The 18737-nt window shown below is 46.2% G+C and carries 18 protein-coding genes; all 18 read left to right on the plus strand.

Translation table 11 applies throughout. The features are described 5' to 3' along the window. Window positions 1–122: 122 nt before the first annotated feature. Window positions 123–1349, plus strand: coding sequence for a flagellin N-terminal helical domain-containing protein (locus tag BMW84_RS16775; RefSeq protein ID WP_091070384.1), 1227 nt, complete (start codon window positions 123–125; stop codon window positions 1347–1349). Window positions 1350–1498: 149 nt separating this feature from the next. After that, window positions 1499–2107, plus strand: coding sequence for a DUF8042 domain-containing protein (locus BMW84_RS16780; RefSeq protein WP_091070385.1), 609 nt, complete (start codon window positions 1499–1501; stop codon window positions 2105–2107). Between the two features lie 49 nt (window positions 2108–2156). Then, window positions 2157–3953 carry a motility associated factor glycosyltransferase family protein gene (locus tag BMW84_RS16785; protein WP_175498847.1) on the plus strand — a complete coding sequence of 599 codons (1797 nt, stop codon included), beginning with the start codon at window positions 2157–2159 and terminating at the stop codon, window positions 3951–3953. Between the two features lie 27 nt (window positions 3954–3980). After that, a complete protein-coding gene (locus BMW84_RS16790) occupies window positions 3981–4970 on the plus strand; it encodes an NAD-dependent 4,6-dehydratase LegB (protein ID WP_217646137.1) in 990 nt (329 codons plus the stop codon). Between the two features lie 12 nt (window positions 4971–4982). After that, complete coding sequence (locus BMW84_RS16795) at window positions 4983–6149, plus strand: LegC family aminotransferase (RefSeq protein WP_091070389.1); 1167 nt, start codon at window positions 4983–4985, stop codon at window positions 6147–6149. A 12-nt stretch (window positions 6150–6161) separates the two neighbouring features. Further along, entirely contained in the window at window positions 6162–7202 is a 1041-nt protein-coding gene (locus BMW84_RS16800; protein WP_091070392.1) for a sugar phosphate nucleotidyltransferase, read from the plus strand. A 1-nt stretch (window position 7203) separates the two neighbouring features. Beyond that, on the plus strand, window positions 7204–7845 hold the full coding sequence (locus BMW84_RS16805) for an acetyltransferase (RefSeq protein WP_091070568.1): 642 nt from the start codon (window positions 7204–7206) through the stop codon (window positions 7843–7845). Further along, on the plus strand, window positions 7842–8837 hold the full coding sequence (neuB, locus tag BMW84_RS16810; RefSeq protein ID WP_091070393.1) for an N-acetylneuraminate synthase: 996 nt from the start codon (window positions 7842–7844) through the stop codon (window positions 8835–8837). The genes BMW84_RS16805 and neuB overlap by 4 nt, the downstream gene beginning before the upstream one ends. Then, on the plus strand, window positions 8834–10015 hold the full coding sequence (gene neuC, locus BMW84_RS16815; RefSeq protein ID WP_091070395.1) for a UDP-N-acetylglucosamine 2-epimerase: 1182 nt from the start codon (window positions 8834–8836) through the stop codon (window positions 10013–10015). The genes neuB and neuC overlap by 4 nt, the downstream gene beginning before the upstream one ends. Further along, window positions 10012–10713, plus strand: coding sequence for an acylneuraminate cytidylyltransferase family protein (locus BMW84_RS16820; RefSeq protein ID WP_091070396.1), 702 nt, complete (start codon window positions 10012–10014; stop codon window positions 10711–10713). The genes neuC and BMW84_RS16820 overlap by 4 nt, the downstream gene beginning before the upstream one ends. A gap of 96 nt (window positions 10714–10809) precedes the next feature. Next, window positions 10810–11199, plus strand: a complete 390-nt coding sequence (locus BMW84_RS16825) for a flagellar protein FlaG (RefSeq protein ID WP_091070398.1) — start codon at window positions 10810–10812, stop codon at window positions 11197–11199. Window positions 11200–11224: 25 nt separating this feature from the next. Next, entirely contained in the window at window positions 11225–12712 is a 1488-nt protein-coding gene (fliD, locus tag BMW84_RS16830) for a flagellar filament capping protein FliD (protein WP_254773024.1), read from the plus strand. Between the two features lie 21 nt (window positions 12713–12733). Continuing rightward, window positions 12734–13123, plus strand: coding sequence for a flagellar export chaperone FliS (gene fliS, locus BMW84_RS16835; protein ID WP_091070400.1), 390 nt, complete (start codon window positions 12734–12736; stop codon window positions 13121–13123). Next, window positions 13116–13451 (plus strand): flagellar protein FliT, encoded by a 336-nt coding sequence (locus BMW84_RS16840; RefSeq protein WP_091070402.1) that lies wholly within the window; start codon window positions 13116–13118, stop codon window positions 13449–13451. Before fliS ends, BMW84_RS16840 begins: the two co-directional genes overlap by 8 nt. A 225-nt stretch (window positions 13452–13676) precedes the next feature. Continuing rightward, complete coding sequence (locus BMW84_RS16845; RefSeq protein WP_091070404.1) at window positions 13677–13874, plus strand: cold shock domain-containing protein; 198 nt, start codon at window positions 13677–13679, stop codon at window positions 13872–13874. A 253-nt stretch (window positions 13875–14127) separates the two neighbouring features. Continuing rightward, window positions 14128–14679 (plus strand): ribosome hibernation-promoting factor, HPF/YfiA family, encoded by a 552-nt coding sequence (gene raiA / locus BMW84_RS16850; protein WP_091070406.1) that lies wholly within the window; start codon window positions 14128–14130, stop codon window positions 14677–14679. Window positions 14680–14972: 293 nt separating this feature from the next. Beyond that, the gene (secA, locus tag BMW84_RS16855; protein WP_091070407.1) at window positions 14973–17480 is read left to right on the plus strand and encodes a preprotein translocase subunit SecA; all 2508 of its coding nucleotides are present in this window, start codon (window positions 14973–14975) and stop codon (window positions 17478–17480) included. Window positions 17481–17592: 112 nt separating this feature from the next. Beyond that, window positions 17593–18706 (plus strand): peptide chain release factor 2 gene (prfB, locus tag BMW84_RS16860; protein ID WP_139209636.1). Its coding sequence is split into 2 segments (ribosomal slippage): window positions 17593–17664 and window positions 17666–18706, totalling 1113 coding nucleotides; the frame shifts between segments, so codons are not numbered across the junction. Window positions 18707–18737 lie beyond the last annotated feature (31 nt).

Here is an 18737-nt window from a genome sequence, read left to right on the forward strand (position 1 = left end):
ATAAACAATGGGACAAACTGGACGATATATATAATAAGACGCTAACCGGAGGGGCGGCCGACCTTAACGGTAGCGTAACCACATGGATGTGGTAAAACTTATTTCAGGGAGGAAATTCCACAATGATTATCAATCACAATATCACTGCGCTGAACACGTCTCGCCAGTTGAACAACAACACAAACGCACAAAGCAAGAACATTGAAAAACTGTCTTCCGGACTTCGCATCAACCGTGCCGGCGATGACGCTGCAGGCCTGGCAATCTCCGAAAAAATGCGCGCTCAAATCCGCGGTCTGGATCAAGCGAGCCGCAATGCTCAAGACGGTATCTCTTTGATTCAAACAGCCGAAGGCGCGTTGAGCGAAACTCACAGCATCCTGCAACGTATGCGTGAACTTTCCGTTCAATCCGCCAATGATACAAATACTTCTACCGACCGCGGCGAAATCCAGAAGGAAATGAACCAACTGACTTCGGAAATCAACCGTATCGGCAACACAACAGAATTCAATAACCAAAAGCTGTTGAATGGTGGTAAATCCGCTACTGCAGGAGCTACTGCTGCTGCTAGCGCGTTTACGATTAAGGCAGCTGGCGCATCCGGTATCACTAATGTCAAAGTTGGTTCTACTACATTGTCCGGATTGACAATTGCTTCCGGTACTTCTGCTGCTTCGGGTGCTGCCAAAATTGCTAATGCGATCAACGCTAATGCAACATTGAGTGCTTCCTATACAGCTTCCGTAAGTGGCAGTGCAGTAGTTATTACTAACAAAACACTGGGTCATGTGGCCGCTTCTGGTCAAGTGAAGCTTACTGCAGGCGGTAGCGGTGTTCAATCTTCGGGTATTAAATCTTCCGGGGACAACGGCAAAGATCAATCCGTAACCCTGCAAATCGGTGCCAACCAATCGCAAAGCTTCTCTGTAGACATCAATGACATGACGTCGGTGAAACTGGGTATTTCCAGCGCAACCGGTGGCACTGGATTTACTTCCACGAAGACCGTTACAGACGGAACAAACAGCACAACTGCTGAATACTCGTTGAATGTATCCACGTATTCCGGCGCATCTGCAGCGATCACTGCAATCGATACTGCAATCTCGACGGTATCCTCGGAACGTTCTAAACTGGGTGCTTTCCAAAACCGTTTGGAACACACCATCAACAACCTGGATACTTCCTCGGAGAACCTGACTTCCGCGGAATCCCGTATCCGTGACGTGGACATGGCGAAAGAAATGATGAGCCAGTCCAAGAACAGCATCCTGGCGCAAGCTGCGCAAGCTATGCTTGCTCAAGCCAACCAACAACCGCAAGGCGTGCTTCAATTGCTCCGTTAAGATTCAAGATTTTAAAGACTATCTGTCAGCAGCTTAACTGCTGGCGGGTAGTCTTTTTCTATTTTTAGGCGGATTTTGATAATCATTATGTCATTTGATGTCGATATAATAGATAATGAATGAAACCAGGTATAGAAGGAGGAACTCCGATGCGGGTAATCATTGCCGGAGAAATAGCAGTATACACGGATGTTGTTGCAAATAGCGAATCTATAATTGAGGTTATACAAGAGAAGCTTGATCAGAAGCAAATGGTCCTTAGCCACATCGTCGCGGACGGGCTTGAAATTTATAGCGAGATTGACTCTTACCTCAGCACGCATCTATCAGACATTGAGGAAGTAATTGTCGTTGGTTTATCCTTACAGGAAGCTCTTTCTCAAAATATGATATCGGCCGTTCAATACGTGGAACGTGCAACTCCTGAAGTAGAAGTGCTCATTAACCAAATCATTCAAGGCTCCAGTGCGCAGGGATGGGAGACGTTTGCGGAGCTTGCAGAAGGGCTGGAATGGATGCTTCAATTTTTGAGTCTGATGGAGAACAATCAGAGTGCCGCGGCGGATTCTTCTGTGTTCACTCCGCTTCGCACGGAACTCGAAGCTGTGCTAGGATCCTTGCAGGAAGCGATGAATAATGAAGACATTGTCCTCATCGCAGACGTGTTAAAGTATGAATTAATCCCCTACTTTTCAAGCTTTCAAAAACAGATCAATCCATTAATAGATAATGAGGATGCCTCCCATGATACTATCTAAAAATGCAGCTATATTAGAGCGGCTTTTCCCAGTCACGTGGAAGTTCATTATGGATAAAGGACATTCGCCTCTAACCGAAACGGTTCAGGTCGTCGATACGCCGGTAAATGTTCCGACCCTGAAAATCATGCAGGATCAGCGTTCATTTTTTGTCCATAGCAAATATCATCCTCTGGAGGAAGCAGAGACATTTGTTCAGTCCTTTGGCGATGAAATTACAGCCAAGCATATCTTCTTTTACGGTATGGGCATGGGTTATCATATTGAAGCATTTATGATGAAGCACCCGGAGTGCTCCTTCTCCATTTATGAACCTCGATATGAGATCTTTGAAACGTACCTTAGTCATTGCTGCTTGGATAATTTACCGCTCTCTCAGCTGAAAAATATCTACATTGAAGATGGAATTGGTTCAACTCCAATCTATGTAGATCATTTTATAAAGAACGTGAAAGAAGAGACATTGCTAGTTTTTTATCCGGCCTATGAAAGAATCTATAAAGAACAGGCGGAATTATTTCATCAATTATTCAAGCAGGGTGTCGCAAATAAAAGACAGTCATTGGCAATTAACGCGAGCTATCAGGAACGTTGGACATACAATTCATTAATGAATTTCCGGCCCGTTCTGCAGACTCCGAATGCAGTTCGGAATTTGAAGCCCTATTTTGAAGGTACAACGGTGATCCTAGCAGCGGCCGGTCCTTCCCTTCAAGACGAATTTGAAAATCTGCGGACGATTAAACAGCAAGGATTGGCTTATATTTTTGCCGTTGGCTCCGCGAATAAGGCGCTTATCAGTGAAGGTATAATGCCGGACGCCATTTGCAGTTATGATCCAACGCCGCTTAACCAGCGGGTGTTTCAGGATATTGTGGAACAAGGCATCGATAGCATTCCCCTGTTTTTTGGGAGCAGCGTAGGCTTTGAAGTTGTACGCGATTACCCGGGTCCAAAACTGCACATGTTTATCAATCAGGATACGATATCTCCCTTCTACCTAAAAGGACAGTTGAACGACGACGAAATCCTCTCCGATGCACCCTCTATCGCTGTAGTTACGCTAGAGCTGATGCGTAATCTTGGATGCCGCTCGGTAGCATTGGTAGGTCAAAACTTTGGGTATCGAGATAATCGCATTTATTCTTCAGGAATCGTATATAAAGACATTCCGGCAGAGCTTACGGAAGCCGCCAAGGCAGAATTGATCTGGGTCCCTGGAACTGATGGGGAAAATGTGGCAACCCATGCATCCCACAATTCTGCAAGAGAACAAATGGAGATGTACATCAAGAGGTTCTCCTCTCTAGAGGTTCTTAACTCGACCAAAGGCGGGGCGAGTATAGCCGGGGCTCCGTTTAAGCCGCTGGAAGAAATCATGGAAGAAAGAATGGCCGGAAGAGTCGTTGCCGAGAATTGGTTGGAGCAGGCCAAGTTGTCGTACGATATTGCTGGTGTACAGAAACAAGCTCGCACTATGAAACAAGCAAATCTTGATTTTCAATATACCATTGAGGCTATGGTCAAACTATTCAAGAAAATGGGCGAATCTATCGAAGTATCCGACGAGCGCCAACTGGAAAAAATATTCGCCAAGTTTGATAAAAAATTGCAACAGTTTACAGCTAATAAATTTTATGAAGTCTTCATTTTGCCGATGGTTCGTGTACACCTGGAGATTCTGCAGAAGTCCACGAATGATATCCGGTCGATATCAAATTTGGTGGATCGCGGAAAGCAGGCATTGGATGCTTATGGACGTTATATTTATGAATGCCGGCAATGCTGGTATCAGATTGAATCCCCTTATAACGAGCTTCAGCAGGAGTTATTAAAGGAAGACTAGTGCTGCTCATAAAGTGGCAGGAAGGTGATGTCCATGAAACAGACCGTTCTTGTAACAGGCGCCGATGGTTTTATCGGAAGCCATCTGACAGAAAGCTTACTTGAAGCCGGATATAAAGTACGAGCCTTCGTATACTATAATTCGTTCAACAGTTGGGGATGGCTAGATACGTTACCGAAAGAGAAACTATCGCAGATCGAAATTTTCGCAGGAGATATCCGCGATCCCAATGGGGTCCGTGAGGCAATGAAGGGAATCGACGTGGTTTATCATCTTGCGGCGCTTATCGCCATTCCCTTCAGTTACCATTCACCGGATTCCTACGTTGATACGAATATCAAAGGGACTTTAAATGTGCTGCAGGCTGCAAGGGATTTCAATACAAGCCGGGTATTGGTTACCTCAACCTCTGAAGTATACGGGACAGCACGATATGTTCCCATTGATGAGGCTCATCCCTTCCAGGGACAATCTCCTTATTCGGCTACCAAAATTGGTGCGGACCGCATCGCGGAGAGCTTCTACCGTAGTTTCGGCTTACCTGTCAGCATTGTAAGACCTTTTAATACGTATGGCCCGCGCCAATCGGCCAGAGCCATCATTCCAACGATAATTACGCAGCTGCTGAGCGGAAGCAACGAAATCAAGCTGGGCTCGTTATCCCCGACCCGGGATTTCAATTATGTTAAAGACACAGCAGCGGGATTTATTGCAATCGCGCAAAGCGAAATGACCATTGGTGAAGAAATCAATATTGCCACGCAGCAAGAAATTTCAATTGGTGAACTGGCAAATGAGCTTATCGGACAGATCAATCCGCAAGCCACCATCATCTGTGACGAGCAGCGGCTTCGGCCGGAGAAAAGCGAAGTGGAGCGCTTGCTGGGCAGCAATGAGAAAATTATGTCTTTGACAAATTGGCGGCCCAAGTATTCTTTTAAGGATGGAATTGCTGAAACGATTTCATTCCTGAGGGGAAATCTGGACAGATATAAAACGGATATCTACAACCTATAAGAGGTGGTTTCTTTGGAGAAGTTTATTCCTTTGTCTGTTCCTAATCTGAAGGGAAATGAATTGAAATATGTCACGGAAGCTATCACAAGCGAGTGGGTATCTACCGGTGGCAGTATGATAAACCGGTTTGAGGAAGATATGGCAACCTATTTAGGTGCCGATGCAGCTGTGGCCTGTCAGAGCGGCACTGCTGGTCTTCATCTATCGTTGTTGACTGCGGGTGTTGGGCCGGAAGATGAGGTTCTGGTGCCCACACTAACATTTATTGCCGCCGTAAATCCAGTAACTTATGTGGGAGCAAAGCCCGTTTTTCTGGATTGCGATGACTCATTGTGCCTGGATCCAGACAAGTTGGAAGCCTTTTGCAGAAATGAATGTATGTTGGAGCATGGGGTATTAATTAATAAACAGACGCACAGGCCTATTAAAGCTTTAGTTGTTGTACATGTCTTCGGCAATATGGCAGATATGGAGAGAATCATGCTTGTTGCTGAGACATATGGACTAATAGTAATTGAAGACGCAACGGAGGCTTTAGGCACTTATTATACCGCAGGGAAATATAATGGAAAATTTGCAGGTACAATTGGCCATTTCGGAGTGTACTCGTTCAACGGAAATAAAATTATTACAACGGGGGGCGGAGGAATGCTGGTCGCCCGAAACAAGCAGCAGCTGCAATACGCGAAATATTTATCTACTCAGGCTAAAGACGATGAGATCCAATTCATTCACCATGAGATTGGCTATAACTATAGGATGACGAACTTACAGGCGGCTCTTGGCGTTGCGCAGCTGGAGCAACTTGAGGATTTTATTGCGGTCAAACACGAGAACTATGAGGTTTACAAACAGGAGATTTCAGATGTGAACGGGGTGTCCCTTCTTCCGTTTAGGTCCGGTATCCGGCCCAACTATTGGTTCTACTCATTGTTTATTGAGAATACGCAACATTCTAAACTGACGAGGACTGAGCTATTGGAACGCTTCTCCAAAAATAATATTCAGACTCGTCCCATCTGGGGATTGATTCATCAACAGCAGCCCTACAAATGTTTTCAGCAATATAATATTGAAGAAGCCGAATATTATTATGAGCGGATTTTAAATATTCCGTGCAGCTCTAATTTAAAGACTGAGGAAGTCCAGCGTGTAGTTGCTTGCTTAAAGAACGCATAAGGAGGAATTACGATGGATTTTTCAAAACTGCTGGTTACAGAGTCTACGCCGATACTTAAGGTCATGCAGATCTTTAATGCTACCGGTAAGCAGCTTGCCCTTATCGCGCCTGAAGGTAAGCTTGAAGCAGTCGTGACTGACGGCGATATAAGAAGACATATCGTTAGCGGAGGGTCGCTAGAAACGGCTGTCGGGAATATTGCCAACTATAATCCTAAGTTTGTTTGGGAGCATGACAAAGAATCCGCTAAAAAGATTATGCAGCAATATTCCATAAATATTTTACCTGTACTTAACGATAAAGGGATCGTTACATCGCTAATTTTTTCTAATGACGTTGAAATTGATCTTCAGAAAAAAATTGAACTGCCGGTTGTAATAATGGCAGGCGGACTTGGAACCCGGCTTTATCCATATACTAAAATCTTGCCTAAACCGTTAATCCCAATCGGCGATTACCCTATCATCGAACACATCATTAACCGTTTTACAAAGGTTGGCTGCGAGCATTTTCATCTAATAGTCAATCACAAGAAAAACATGATAAAATCTTACTTCTCGGAATTGAATCATAACTATAATGTCCATTTTGTTGACGAGGACGAGCCTCTTGGTACTGGCGGGGGATTGTCGCTACTTAAAGGAAAAATGGATCAGGCTTTCTTCTTATCGAATTGTGATATTCTGGTGGACGCGGATTACGAGAGTATTTACCGCCAGCATAAAGAACAAAACAATGTCATTACAATGGTATGTGCGTTTAAGCATGTCACGATTCCGTATGGGGTCATCGATTTGGATGCAAGCGGCTCCATTAAAGCAATGGTTGAGAAACCGGAGTACTCGTTTCTGACGAATACCGGGATGTACTTAGTTGAACCCCGCGTTATTGAGGAGATGGAGAACGGAAAAGCTATGGGGTTCCCTGATATTATCGAGCACTACCGGAATGCAGGGGAGAACGTAGGTGTATACCCGGTCAACGAAAAATGCTGGCTGGATATGGGGCAGCTTGAGGAATTGGAAGAAATGCGTAAGAGCCTGGGTGTTTAAGGTGAAGCGCATCGTTCTTATTGGCGGTGGAGGACATGCTCTTAGTGTTTTGGATTCCCTGCTTTGCCTGCAAGAGTATGAGGTTATTGGATATACGGATAATTCCGGAAATGCTGGCGATACATTAATGGGCGTCCCCTTTCTAGGACAAGACGAGGTGTTACCGCGCTTGTACGAAGAAGGCATAGAGCATGCTGCAATCGCGGTCGGCAGCGTCGGAAGCACGGTACTCCGCGAAAAGCTGTATTTAAAGGCAAAGTCTATCGGTTTTGCCCTTCCTGCAATCGTGGATCCAACTGCAATTATCGCCAGGGCTTGCAAAATAGCTGAAGGTGTATATATCGGGAAAGGTGCGGTTGTAAATTCAAGTTCGGTCATTGACAGGATGGCGATCATCAACACCAGGGCCATAGTAGAGCATCAAAGTCGGCTTGGAGTGTTCTGTCACATTGCTCCGGGAGCCATATTGGGTGGTAACACGATAATCGGTGATCACACCCATGTTGGAATCGGCTCTGTCATCATTCAAGGAATTCATGTGGGTCATCACGTTCTGATCGGGGCTGGAAGTGTCGTGGTGCGAAATATATCGGATTTGAAAAAGGCATATGGAAATCCGTGTAGAGAGGCAGGATCGGTATGAGTGTGCTTATTATTGCTGAAGCAGGAGTTAACCATAACGGTAGCATAGAGAGAGCCTATCAATTAGTAGATGCTGCGGTTGTAGCCGGAGTCGATGTTGTTAAATTTCAGACCTTCCGCGCAGAAAAACTGGTAAGCCGGTTTGCGGAAAAAGCTGAATATCAGAAAAGAGAAACTGCTGCAGAAGAGAGCCAGCTTGAAATGCTAAAGAAGCTGGAGTTCTCCGAAGAACAATTCCGACGCATTCAGGCCTACTGCAGAGAAAAAGGGATTTTGTTTATTTCCACGCCGTTTGATGAAGACAGTTTAGAACTTCTAGAGCAACTGGAGATGCCATTTTACAAAATTCCTTCGGGTGAAATAACAAACCTCCCCTTTTTAATACAGATAGCGAAGCTGCGCAAACCGGTAATAATGTCGACTGGTATGAGTACAATGGAGGAAATTTCTCTAGCCGTGGATATTCTCGCTCGATATGGAGTCCCTGAAATCTCGATTCTTCATTGCAATACCGAATACCCGACTCCTTATAAGGACGTTAACCTTCTGGCGATGCTTCAATTACGGGAAAAATTCGGCTTGAAAGTCGGATACTCTGATCATACGCTTGGTATCGAGGTGCCAGTTGCGGCGGTTGCGCTTGGAGCTGAGATCATTGAAAAACATTTTACACTAGATAAAACATTGCCTGGGCCTGATCATAAGGCAAGTTTATCTCCAGAAGAATTACGCGACATGGTAACAGCGATACGTCACATTGAGCAATCCTTGGGGAACGGGGTCAAAGAGCCAAGCACCTCAGAACGCAAAAATCTCTCTGTAGCACGTAAAAGCATTGTAGCGAAAAAGTTTATTAAAAAGGGTGAAATATTCACTGAAGATAACCTTTCTGTAAAAAGGCCCGGAACGGGTATTTCACCTTTGCTATGGTTTGAAGTGCTGGGCCAGTCGGCAAAAAGAGATTTTGAAGAAGATGAGTTGATTGAACAATGAAAAAGGTGTGCGTTGTCACAGCTACCAGAGCTGAATACGGATTGCTTCGACCTTTGATGCTGAAATTGAAAGAGGCGGAGGAACTATCCTTTCAATTAATCGTAACAGGTACACATTTGGAAACGGGCTACGGCCATACCGTTGACGAAATCATTGGCGATGGGTTCGAGCCCGATGCCTTGATTCCTATTCTTGAGGATGCTACGCCTAGCGGGATATTAACGACTATGGGGAATGCGATTACCAAAATTGGCGAGGCATTGAACCTTCTGCGGCCTGACCTTCTGATTTTACTGGGTGATCGTTACGAAACCCTTGCCGTTGCTTCGGCAGCTGCGGTACTATCAATCCCCGTGGCTCATTTATATGGAGGAGAAGTTACATACGGGGCTTATGATGAGATGTTCAGACATGCCATTTCAAAGTTAAGCCGATATCACTTTACCTCGACGGAGGCTTACCGCCATAGAATTATACAAATGGGAGAGAGTCCGGATAGAGTATTTAACGTCGGAGCACTCGGAGTAGAAAATGTACTGGGTACGCCGCTTCTCTCCAAGGAAGAGTTGGAGAAACAATTGCAGTTCTCCATGGACCATACTTTGCTTGCTACCTTTCATCCTGTAACCATGGAAACGATGTCCCAGTCGGAACAATTCGAGGCACTCCTTGAAGCGTTGGAAGAAAGTCCGAAATACTCTGTGTTATTTACAAGGCCTAACGCAGACACTTTTCGTGATGAATTAAATGATAGGCTTGAGCAATTTGCCGCTAATCAACCTGGAAGGGTTAAGGTTGTGGACTCTCTGGGCGTGTTGAAATATCTCAGCGCAATGAAATTTTCTGCCGGAGTCATCGGTAACTCTTCTAGCGGTATTATTGAGACCCCCAGCATGAGGGTGGGGACGATCAACATTGGAAATCGCCAAAGGGGAAGAATCAGCGCAGAATCTGTCATTCATGTTCAAGCGGATAAACAGGAGATAAAGGAAGCACTCCGGAAACTTGAATCAACCGAATTTATATCTACTCTTCAGCATGTTGTGAACCCTTATGAAGGGCAAAATACATCGTTGACTTTAGTCAGCCTAATCCATCAAGCGGTAAATAATGATCATAGCGTTGCCAAAGAGTTTTACGATCTTGTCCATGATTGTGAAGGAGGAGAGGGGCAATGAGTAGGATTGCTATAATCCCTGCACGAAGCGGTTCCAAGGGATTGCCCGATAAAAATATTCTTCCCCTGCTGCACAAGCCTTTAATTGCCTATACAATTGAAGCCGCTATTGCCAGCCAATGCTTTGACACCGTCTTTGTATCGACCGATAGCCCGCATTATGCCCAAATCGCGGTTGGATATGGCGCGGAGGTTCCTTTTCTCCGATCCGTTGAAAATGCAGGGGATGCCTCATCTTCATGGGATGCCGTCAAAGAGGCACTTCAGCAATACCGTTCCCTGGGAAAAGAATATGAGGTAATTGCATTGCTCCAGCCCACTTCACCGCTTAGAACCAGCCTGGATATTCGTGCTGCAATGGAGCTTTTTGATCGAAACAAGGCGCATTTTGTTGAAAGCGTATGTGAGATGGAACATAACCCTTTATGGTCAAATACGCTGGATGAAACGCTGTCACTTAAAGATTTTATTAAAAAGGAATATAATGTAAGGCGCCAGGAACTACCAACCTTTTATCGGAAAAATGGAGCTTTATATATCGTCCAAGCTGAATTTCTTGAGCGGCTGGAGGACCTTTATACGGATGGAAGTTACGCGTATCTAATGCCTGTCGAGCGTTCAGTTGATATTGATGGATATGTTGATCTGAAGCTTGCCGAGCTGATGCTTCAAATCAGCAATCCTTCAAACCATACATGATGGCGTCCGAGCAAGATTTTATCGGAACGGCTAAAATAATTGGCAAAGATAACCGATAAAGAGTGTAAGAATGATCAAGGTAACGGGGGTTTGAGTATGGATGTTCGTCTTTCATCCGCTTCTAACTATAGTAAACCGGTGGCAAGTTCAGATAATCTTCCCGGTGCTAAAAAATCTGAAACGCAAAGCTCTGAACTGGGAAATGTCAACACCAGTACAGAACTGAAAACTTTGGAACGTCAAGGAATGAGTGTTTCTACCGGAGAAGAGCAGGTTATCAAGGCGCTTGATCGGGCATTTAAAGCATTGGAAGGTCCAACTACAACGTTTGAAGTCAGCATACACAAAGAAACAAAAGCAATAATGGTAAAAGTATTAAACAAAGACACGGGTGAACTGATTCGTGAAGTACCTCCAGAGAAAACCCTGGACTTAGTTGCGAACTTAATGGAAGTAGCCGGAATTATCGTTGATGCAAAGGTATAACGTAAACTGAGGAGGTGTTAATTCCATGACTACAATGAGAATCAGCGGTATTTCCTCAGGGCTTGATGTTGATAGTATCGTTAAACAGCTAATGACTGCACAGCGGGTTCCATTGGATAAACTGAATCAACAGAAACAGGTTCTGCAATGGCAACGGGATAATTACCGTGAAATTAACAGTAAATTGGTTGATTTTAGAAATAACAAGTTAATGAAATTCAACACGTCTGTCCAAATGAATACGCAGTCTTCTACGGTTAGCGGAGATACAGCAGCATTAAAGGCAGAAGCAACAGCCGATGCTAACGGAATTGAAATGAATATTAAGGTGTTAAGATTGGCGAAGCCGGCAACCCAGACTTCTTCCGGAGCAACAATGGTTAATACGACCTTAAACACCAGAATAACTTCTAGTTCGACGCTGTCCGAGCTGAATGCTATTAATACCGGTACAAGCCCTGATAGCGACGGAAACTTTAAAATCACAATAAATGGCAATTCCATAAAAATACCAGCTACTTCAACGATCTCAGATGCGCTTACCCAAATTAACAAGACAGACGCTGCAAAAGTAACTGCCAAATTTGATGAAGCTACCGGCAAACTGGTTATTTCTTCAAAAGAATATTCTACAGGTGGAAAAGTTGTATTAGATACTACTCCTGCCGCTTCGGATACTTTTGAACAGTTGTTTGGTTCTTCCATGACGAAGACCGATTATCAAACAGCCCAGGTACAGGTTAATGGCGGGTCAACTATCGATTATGCCAGCAACAGTTTTAAATTGAATGGCGTTTCGCTGACCCTCCTTGCTCCGACAACCACGTCTGCCAAGGTCACGACAACAACTGATTCCTCCAAGGCTGTAGAAACAATAAAAGCTTTTGTGACGGCCTATAACGACTTGCTCAGCACGCTTACAACCAAGAATACGGAAGAACGCTATAAGGATTATACTCCTTTGACAGATGAGCAAAAAAAAGAAATGTCGGATTCGGATGTCGAGAATTGGGAAACTAAAGCGAAAAGCGGCTTGTTGAAAAATGACGATATCTTAAAATCGACAATCTCCTCCATGCGTTCGATTATTACCAGTAAACTTGGAGATTTAAGTGCAGCCGGGATTACTACAGGGCAATATTATGAGAATGGCAAGCTGTATATCGACGAAGACAAATTGAAAGCTGCCTTAGAAGCTAATCCTCAGCAAGTAACGGGTATTTTTCAAGGTTCAAAGGGATTGTATAGTTCGATGTCGGATAAAGTATATGAATCCATTCAAAGTCTTGCTTCTCGTGCGGGGACTTCGAAATACTCTTCAGACGTTACTGCTGCGTTTAACTCCGAGAGTGTTATGGGTAAAAGCTTAACCGACTATACTAAAAGAATTTCAGACCTTCAGGATAAGTTAGATGATATGGAGACGGCTTATTATAAAAAGTTCACGGCAATGGAAACGGCAATGGCGAATTATAGCAGCCAATCCAGTAGTCTGACGAGCATGTTATCATAACGAAGTGAAAGGTGGAGGGGTATGATTTCATCTCCATACGATAAATACCGGCAATCATCAATTCAAACTTCAAGTCCTTCTCAATTGCTGCTAATGTTATTTGATGGAGCAATCCGCTTTGGCAAAACAGCAATTGACGGTATTGATACAGCTGATCACAACAAAGCCAGTGTTAACTTTGGCAAAGCGCAAGCAATCGTCAGTGAACTTCGAGCCACCTTGGATCGATCATACGAAGTTTCGAATGGTCTGGCTGCAATGTATGAATATATAAACTATCTCTTTATTGAATCCAATATTAAGAAAAGCAAGCAACAAGCAGAAGAAGCTATCGGCTATCTTCAGGAATTACGTCAGACTTTTGCGGAAGCGGCAAAGCTGGTAGCGAGCCAAGACTTACAGCATGGATGAACTTCTCAATAACCTCGAACAGCTGACAAACCTGATGATTTCTGACTTGGACAATGCTCCCTACGAATCCCTCGAGAACTTTGTCGAAGAACGCCAGAAGCTTGTCGATGCCATCGGTCTGGAAGTCGAAAAATGCGCTTTAACCTCTGCACAAAAGGAAAAATTGTCCCGGATCATGGAGCATGATTCCGCCATCATCGCCCGCATGAATGCGCACCGGCTTGAGGCATTGGATGGGCTGCAGCGCCGTAATCAGGCTAAAATGCAGCGCAGCGCCTACGAATCAGCTTACACCCCGGACAGCATTTTGATGGACCGGAAAAAATAAAATATACGGAATGTTTCAACCAAGGAGGAGACGGGTATTATATAACGTCTGCTCCTTTTTTGATGGAAATATTGCCGGAAGCGCTTCATAAAGGTTAATTAAGGCATGGTAAAATATTGAAAGTAATCATTTACTATTCCAATTGACAATGGAGAAGGACCGGTGGTATAGTCGAATTGTGAGCAAGACTCACGTTCATTTGATGACGAAGGGAATGTTTAATCAATGGAAGGTAAAGTAAAATGGTTTAACGCAGAAAAAGGCTATGGCTTTATCGAAACTGCTGAAGGCGGCGACGTATTCGTACACTTCTCCGCAATCCAAGCTGACGGATTCAAAACTTTGGACGAAGGTCAATCCGTAGAGTTTGACATCGTTGAAGGCGCACGCGGACCACAAGCAGCTAACGTCATCAAATTATAATCATCCGGCGAAGCCGACCTACATATAATGGTAGATGGTTAGCAATTGAGACAACGCTAGCGCGGACTCTGGGATTACTCCCAGGGTCCTTTTTTGTTGGATTCGCGGGGATATATAGCACAAGAAATCAGGAATACTAAGGCGGCCGGAAGATCTAAATGGCATGTCAGCGGATTGTAAAACGAAAGCGATTTATTTTTACTTAGCCCTGACAATTTGGTATAATGGGGTTGTAAACAAAGGAGGAGTGCCCATGCAATTCAGCATTCGAGGTCAACAGATTGATGTGACGGACGCTTTGAGAGACTATGTTGATAAGAAACTCAGCAGGCTTGAGAAGTATTTCGATGCACCCCCTACCTCTGAAGGATTTGTGACCCTTGCCGTGGTCCGCGGACTTCACACTGTGGAAGTCACCATCCCGCTGGCCGGCGTGACCCTTCGCGCAGAAGACCGCAGCGATGATATGTATGCTTCGATCGATGCCGTTGTGGACAAGCTGGAACGTCAAATCCGCAAACACAAAACCAAACTTAATCGTAAATTCCGCCAGGAAGGAAGCCTGAAGACACTGTTTGTGGAAGGGTCGGCCGGCGCTGTAGCTGTGGAAGAACATGATTACGATGATTTGGAGGTTGTGCGGAACAAACGGTTCACGCTGAAACCGATGGATGTGGAGGAAGCCATCCTGCAGATGAATATGGTTGGCCACAATTTCTTTGTCTTCTCCAACATTGACACCTCCGAGGTGAGTGTCGTTTACAAACGCCATGACGGAAAGTATGGACTGATTGAACAGAATTAACCGTCGCATGGCCGAAGCTAGTTTACGAATAAAATAAACCAAGCCCCTCTCCGCTCGAAACGGAGGGGGCTTTTATGCGTATATACAAGGTATTCCGTACCGGGGCTGTGACAACTATGTGCCTTTTTGATTATGAAAAATAAGGTTAGGACTGCTTGTATTGCGGCTTCTCTTACAAACTGTTACAATTTATGAAGCAGCGGAATCGAAATTTTACATTGGCCCTTTCAATTTGTGAAAGATCAAGGATGGGCTAAGGTTCCACCATCTGTGTTGCATGAAAGGGGTTAACCATGCTAGGACTTGTCAAAAAAATATTCGGCGACACCAATGAACGGGATGTCAAACGTCTGATGAAGACGGTCGATGTAATTAACGGTCTGGAGCCGCAATTTGTGGCATTGTCGGACGAAGCGCTCCAAGCGAAAACTGCTGAATTCCGCGCTCGTATCGAGAAGGGCGAAACGCTCGAAGAAATTCTTCCTGAAGCTTTTGCTACCGTACGCGAAGCATCCAAACGGACGCTGGGCATGCGGCATTTTGACGTACAGTTAATCGGGGGCATGGCGCTGCACGAAGGCCGCATCTCCGAGATGAAGACCGGTGAAGGTAAAACGCTGGTCGGTACGCTGCCGGTATACCTGAATGCACTGCTGGGCAAAGGCGTGCATGTCGTTACGGTCAATGATTATCTGGCTCAGCGCGACAGCGCGCAAATGGGGCAAATTTATAATTTCCTGGGGATGACGGTGGGGGTAAACCTCAGCGGCATGGACCATGCTGATAAACAAGCGGCGTATGCCTGCGATATTACGTACGGAACGAACAACGAGTTCGGATTCGACTACCTGCGCGACAACATGGTGCTCTACAAAGAGCAGATGGTTCAGCGCCCGCTCTATTTCTGTATTATTGACGAAGTGGACTCCATCCTGATTGACGAAGCGCGGACGCCGCTCATTATTTCCGGACAAGCCGAAAAGTCGACCGAGCTGTACTACTCCGCAGACCGTTTTGTGAAGAAGCTGGAGCCGGAAGAAGATTACACGGTAGACATCAAGGTGAAGTCGGTAGCGCTCACGGAAAAAGGCGTGGCCAAAGCCGAAAAAGCTTTTGGTGTCGACAATCTGTATGACCAAAGCCATGTCACGCTGAATCACCATATCGTCCAAGCGCTGAAAGCCAATGTAATCATGCGCCGGGACGTGGATTATGTCGTCAACGATGATGAAGTTGTCATTGTCGACGAATTCACCGGCCGTCTGATGGCCGGCCGCCGCTACAGCGACGGTCTGCATCAAGCCATTGAAGCGAAGGAAGAAATTCAGGTTCAGAACGAGAGCATGACGCTCGCAACAATTACATTCCAGAACTACTTCCGGATGTACCGCAAGCTGGGCGGCATGACGGGTACGGCAAAGACCGAAGAAGAAGAATTCAAGAAGATCTACGGACTTGAAGTGCTCCAGATCCCGACGAATAAACCGAATCAACGTCTCGACATGCCGGATGTCGTGTATAAGAGCGAAAAAGGCAAATTCAACGCCGTGGTGGAAGAGATCGTTGAACGCCATAAAAAGAACCAGCCGGTATTGGTGGGTACGGTATCCATCGAAAATTCTGAGCTCGTTTCGGAAATGCTGAAACGCAAAGGCGTGAAGCACCAGGTTCTGAATGCGAAACATCATGCTGCCGAGGCCGAAATTATTTCCCAAGCGGGACAGGCCGGTACAGTAACAATTGCAACAAACATGGCGGGACGCGGTACGGATATCGTGCTTGGCGAAGGCGTAACCGAACTTGGCGGCTTGCATATCATTGGTACGGAGCGCCACGAATCGCGCCGGATCGATAACCAGCTGCGCGGCCGTGCCGGTCGTCAAGGCGACCCGGGCTCCACGCAATTCTATTTGTCGCTTGGCGACGAACTGATGAAGCGTTTTGGCGCGGACAACGTGCTGGGCATGATGGACCGCCTGGGCTTTGCCGAAGACCAGCCGATTGAAAGCCGGATGATCACGAGAGCGATCGAATCTGCGCAAAAACGGGTGGAAGGCAATAACTTCGACGTGCGTAAAGTCGTCCTCCAATATGACGACGTGATGAACCAGCAGCGGGAGATCATCTACAAGCAGCGCCGCGAAATTCTCGAATCCGAGAATATCAAGGATGTTGTTGTAGGCATGATCAAACCGGTCATCGAACGTGTCGTTCAGGCGCATTGCACCGACGACATTCCGGAGAACTGGGAACTGCAAGAGGTTGCCGACTACGTGAACAGCAAGCTGCTTGACGAAGGCGCCTTGACCCGCGACGACCTGTGGGGCAAAGAAGTTGACGAGATGGTCGAGTTTATCTTCGGCCGCGTTATGGATAAATATGCTGAGCGCGAATCCCGTCTTGGACCTGAACTGGTCCGCGAATTCGAGAAGGTTATCCTGCTTCGTTCCGTGGACAGCAAATGGATGGATCATATCGACGCGATGGATCAGCTGCGTCAAGGGATTCACCTGCGCGCTTACGGCGGTACCGATCCGCTTCGCGAGTATCAATTCGAAGGCTTTGAAATGTTTAACGCCATGACTGCAAGCATTCAAGAAGAAGTGGCGAACTACATTATGAAGGCCCACATCGAAGCGAACCAGGAGCGTCAATCGGTTGTGGATGAAGACAAAATCTCCACCAACGCCGAGCCGGTCGAGAAACGTCCGGTACACGTACAGCAAACCGTTGGCCGTAACGATCCGTGCCCATGCGGCAGCGGCAAGAAGTACAAGAACTGCCACGGTCAAAACGTGTAATATGTCGAACTAAACCGGAAGAAGCGAACAACCAATAAATAATAAACTGCGGCCCGGCCGGGCGAACCTGTCACGGCTTGGCCGCAGTTTTATGAATGAAAGGTGATGCAGCGTGATCGATTCCAAGTACAAACAAGATCTACGTGAGATCGGCAAGAAATTAAATAATCTTAGGGGGTCTCTTTGACTTAGACCTTAAGCGTGAAATGGTCTCCAACTTTGAGGAGAAAATGTCCGCTCCCGACTTTTGGGACGACAATGAGAGAGCGCAGAGCGTGATCGCGGAGATGAACGCGGTGAAGTCTGCGGTAGATCAGTTCGAGAAGCTGGAACAGGAATACGACGATGCCCAGGTCATGCTGGAACTCGCGGACGAAGAGGATGACGAGTCGCTCTTAACCGATGTCATCGAATCGATCCGCAGCGTCGTGGCCAAAGTCGACGAGTTCGAGCTTCAGCTTTTGCTGAATCAGCCGTACGACAAGCTGAATGCCATTCTGGAGCTGCACCCGGGGGCCGGCGGCACCGAGTCCCAGGACTGGGGACAAATGCTGCTGCGCATGTACACCCGCTGGGCGGAGAAGCGCGGCTTCAAAGTGGAAATGCTCGATTATTTACCGGGTGACGAAGCGGGGATCAAAAGCGTTACGCTTCTGATCAAAGGGTTTAACGCTTACGGTTATCTGAAAGCCGAAAAAGGCGTGCACCGTCTGGTGCGGATTTCGCCGTTCGACTCCTCGGGCCGCCGTCATACTTCGTTTGTCTCCTGCGACGTAGTACCGGAAATTTCCGATGATGTTGAGGTCGAGATCCGTACCGAGGATCTGAAGATCGATACGTACCGGGCCAGCGGCGCCGGCGGTCAGCATATCAATACAACGGACTCGGCGGTGCGGATCACCCACTTGCCGACAGGCGTTGTGGTGACCTGCCAGAACGAACGGTCGCAGATCAAAAACCGGGAGCGCGCGATGCAAATGCTGCGTTCCAAGCTGTACGAACGAAAACTGCAGGAGCAACAACAGCAGCTGGATGAAATCCGAGGCGAACAGTCGGATATTGCTTGGGGCAGCCAGATCCGCTCCTATGTATTCCATCCCTATAGTATGGTAAAGGATCACCGCACTTCCGTGGAGACAGGGAACGTGGGTGCCGTGATGGATGGCGACCTGGATGCGTTTATCGATGGATTTTTGCGCAGCCAGATCAAAACTGAAGTTGAATAGCATATTTGGAATTCCTACGTTTCCTCGGAAG

The organism is Paenibacillus sp. NFR01 (assembly GCF_900111565.1).
GTDB lineage: Bacteria > Bacillota > Bacilli > Paenibacillales > Paenibacillaceae > Paenibacillus_AQ.

What these genes read in the sequence shown, in the direction of transcription:
- BMW84_RS16775 (WP_091070384.1), top strand. Translation starts at nt 123, where the DNA reads ATGATTATCAATCACAATATCACTGCGCTGAACACGTCTCGCCAGTTG.
- BMW84_RS16780 (WP_091070385.1), top strand. Translation starts at nt 1,499, where the DNA reads ATGCGGGTAATCATTGCCGGAGAAATAGCAGTATACACGGATGTTGTT.
- BMW84_RS16785 (WP_175498847.1), top strand. Translation starts at nt 2,157, where the DNA reads ATGGATAAAGGACATTCGCCTCTAACCGAAACGGTTCAGGTCGTCGAT.
- BMW84_RS16790 (WP_217646137.1), top strand. Translation starts at nt 3,981, where the DNA reads ATGTCCATGAAACAGACCGTTCTTGTAACAGGCGCCGATGGTTTTATC.
- BMW84_RS16800 (WP_091070392.1), top strand. Translation starts at nt 6,162, where the DNA reads ATGGATTTTTCAAAACTGCTGGTTACAGAGTCTACGCCGATACTTAAG.
- neuB (WP_091070393.1), top strand. Translation starts at nt 7,842, where the DNA reads ATGAGTGTGCTTATTATTGCTGAAGCAGGAGTTAACCATAACGGTAGC.
- neuC (WP_091070395.1), top strand. Translation starts at nt 8,834, where the DNA reads ATGAAAAAGGTGTGCGTTGTCACAGCTACCAGAGCTGAATACGGATTG.
- BMW84_RS16820 (WP_091070396.1), top strand. Translation starts at nt 10,012, where the DNA reads ATGAGTAGGATTGCTATAATCCCTGCACGAAGCGGTTCCAAGGGATTG.
- BMW84_RS16825 (WP_091070398.1), top strand. Translation starts at nt 10,810, where the DNA reads ATGGATGTTCGTCTTTCATCCGCTTCTAACTATAGTAAACCGGTGGCA.
- fliD (WP_254773024.1), top strand. Translation starts at nt 11,225, where the DNA reads ATGACTACAATGAGAATCAGCGGTATTTCCTCAGGGCTTGATGTTGAT.
- fliS (WP_091070400.1), top strand. Translation starts at nt 12,734, where the DNA reads ATGATTTCATCTCCATACGATAAATACCGGCAATCATCAATTCAAACT.
- BMW84_RS16840 (WP_091070402.1), top strand. Translation starts at nt 13,116, where the DNA reads ATGGATGAACTTCTCAATAACCTCGAACAGCTGACAAACCTGATGATT.
- BMW84_RS16845 (WP_091070404.1), top strand. Translation starts at nt 13,677, where the DNA reads ATGGAAGGTAAAGTAAAATGGTTTAACGCAGAAAAAGGCTATGGCTTT.
- raiA (WP_091070406.1), top strand. Translation starts at nt 14,128, where the DNA reads ATGCAATTCAGCATTCGAGGTCAACAGATTGATGTGACGGACGCTTTG.
- secA (WP_091070407.1), top strand. Translation starts at nt 14,973, where the DNA reads ATGCTAGGACTTGTCAAAAAAATATTCGGCGACACCAATGAACGGGAT.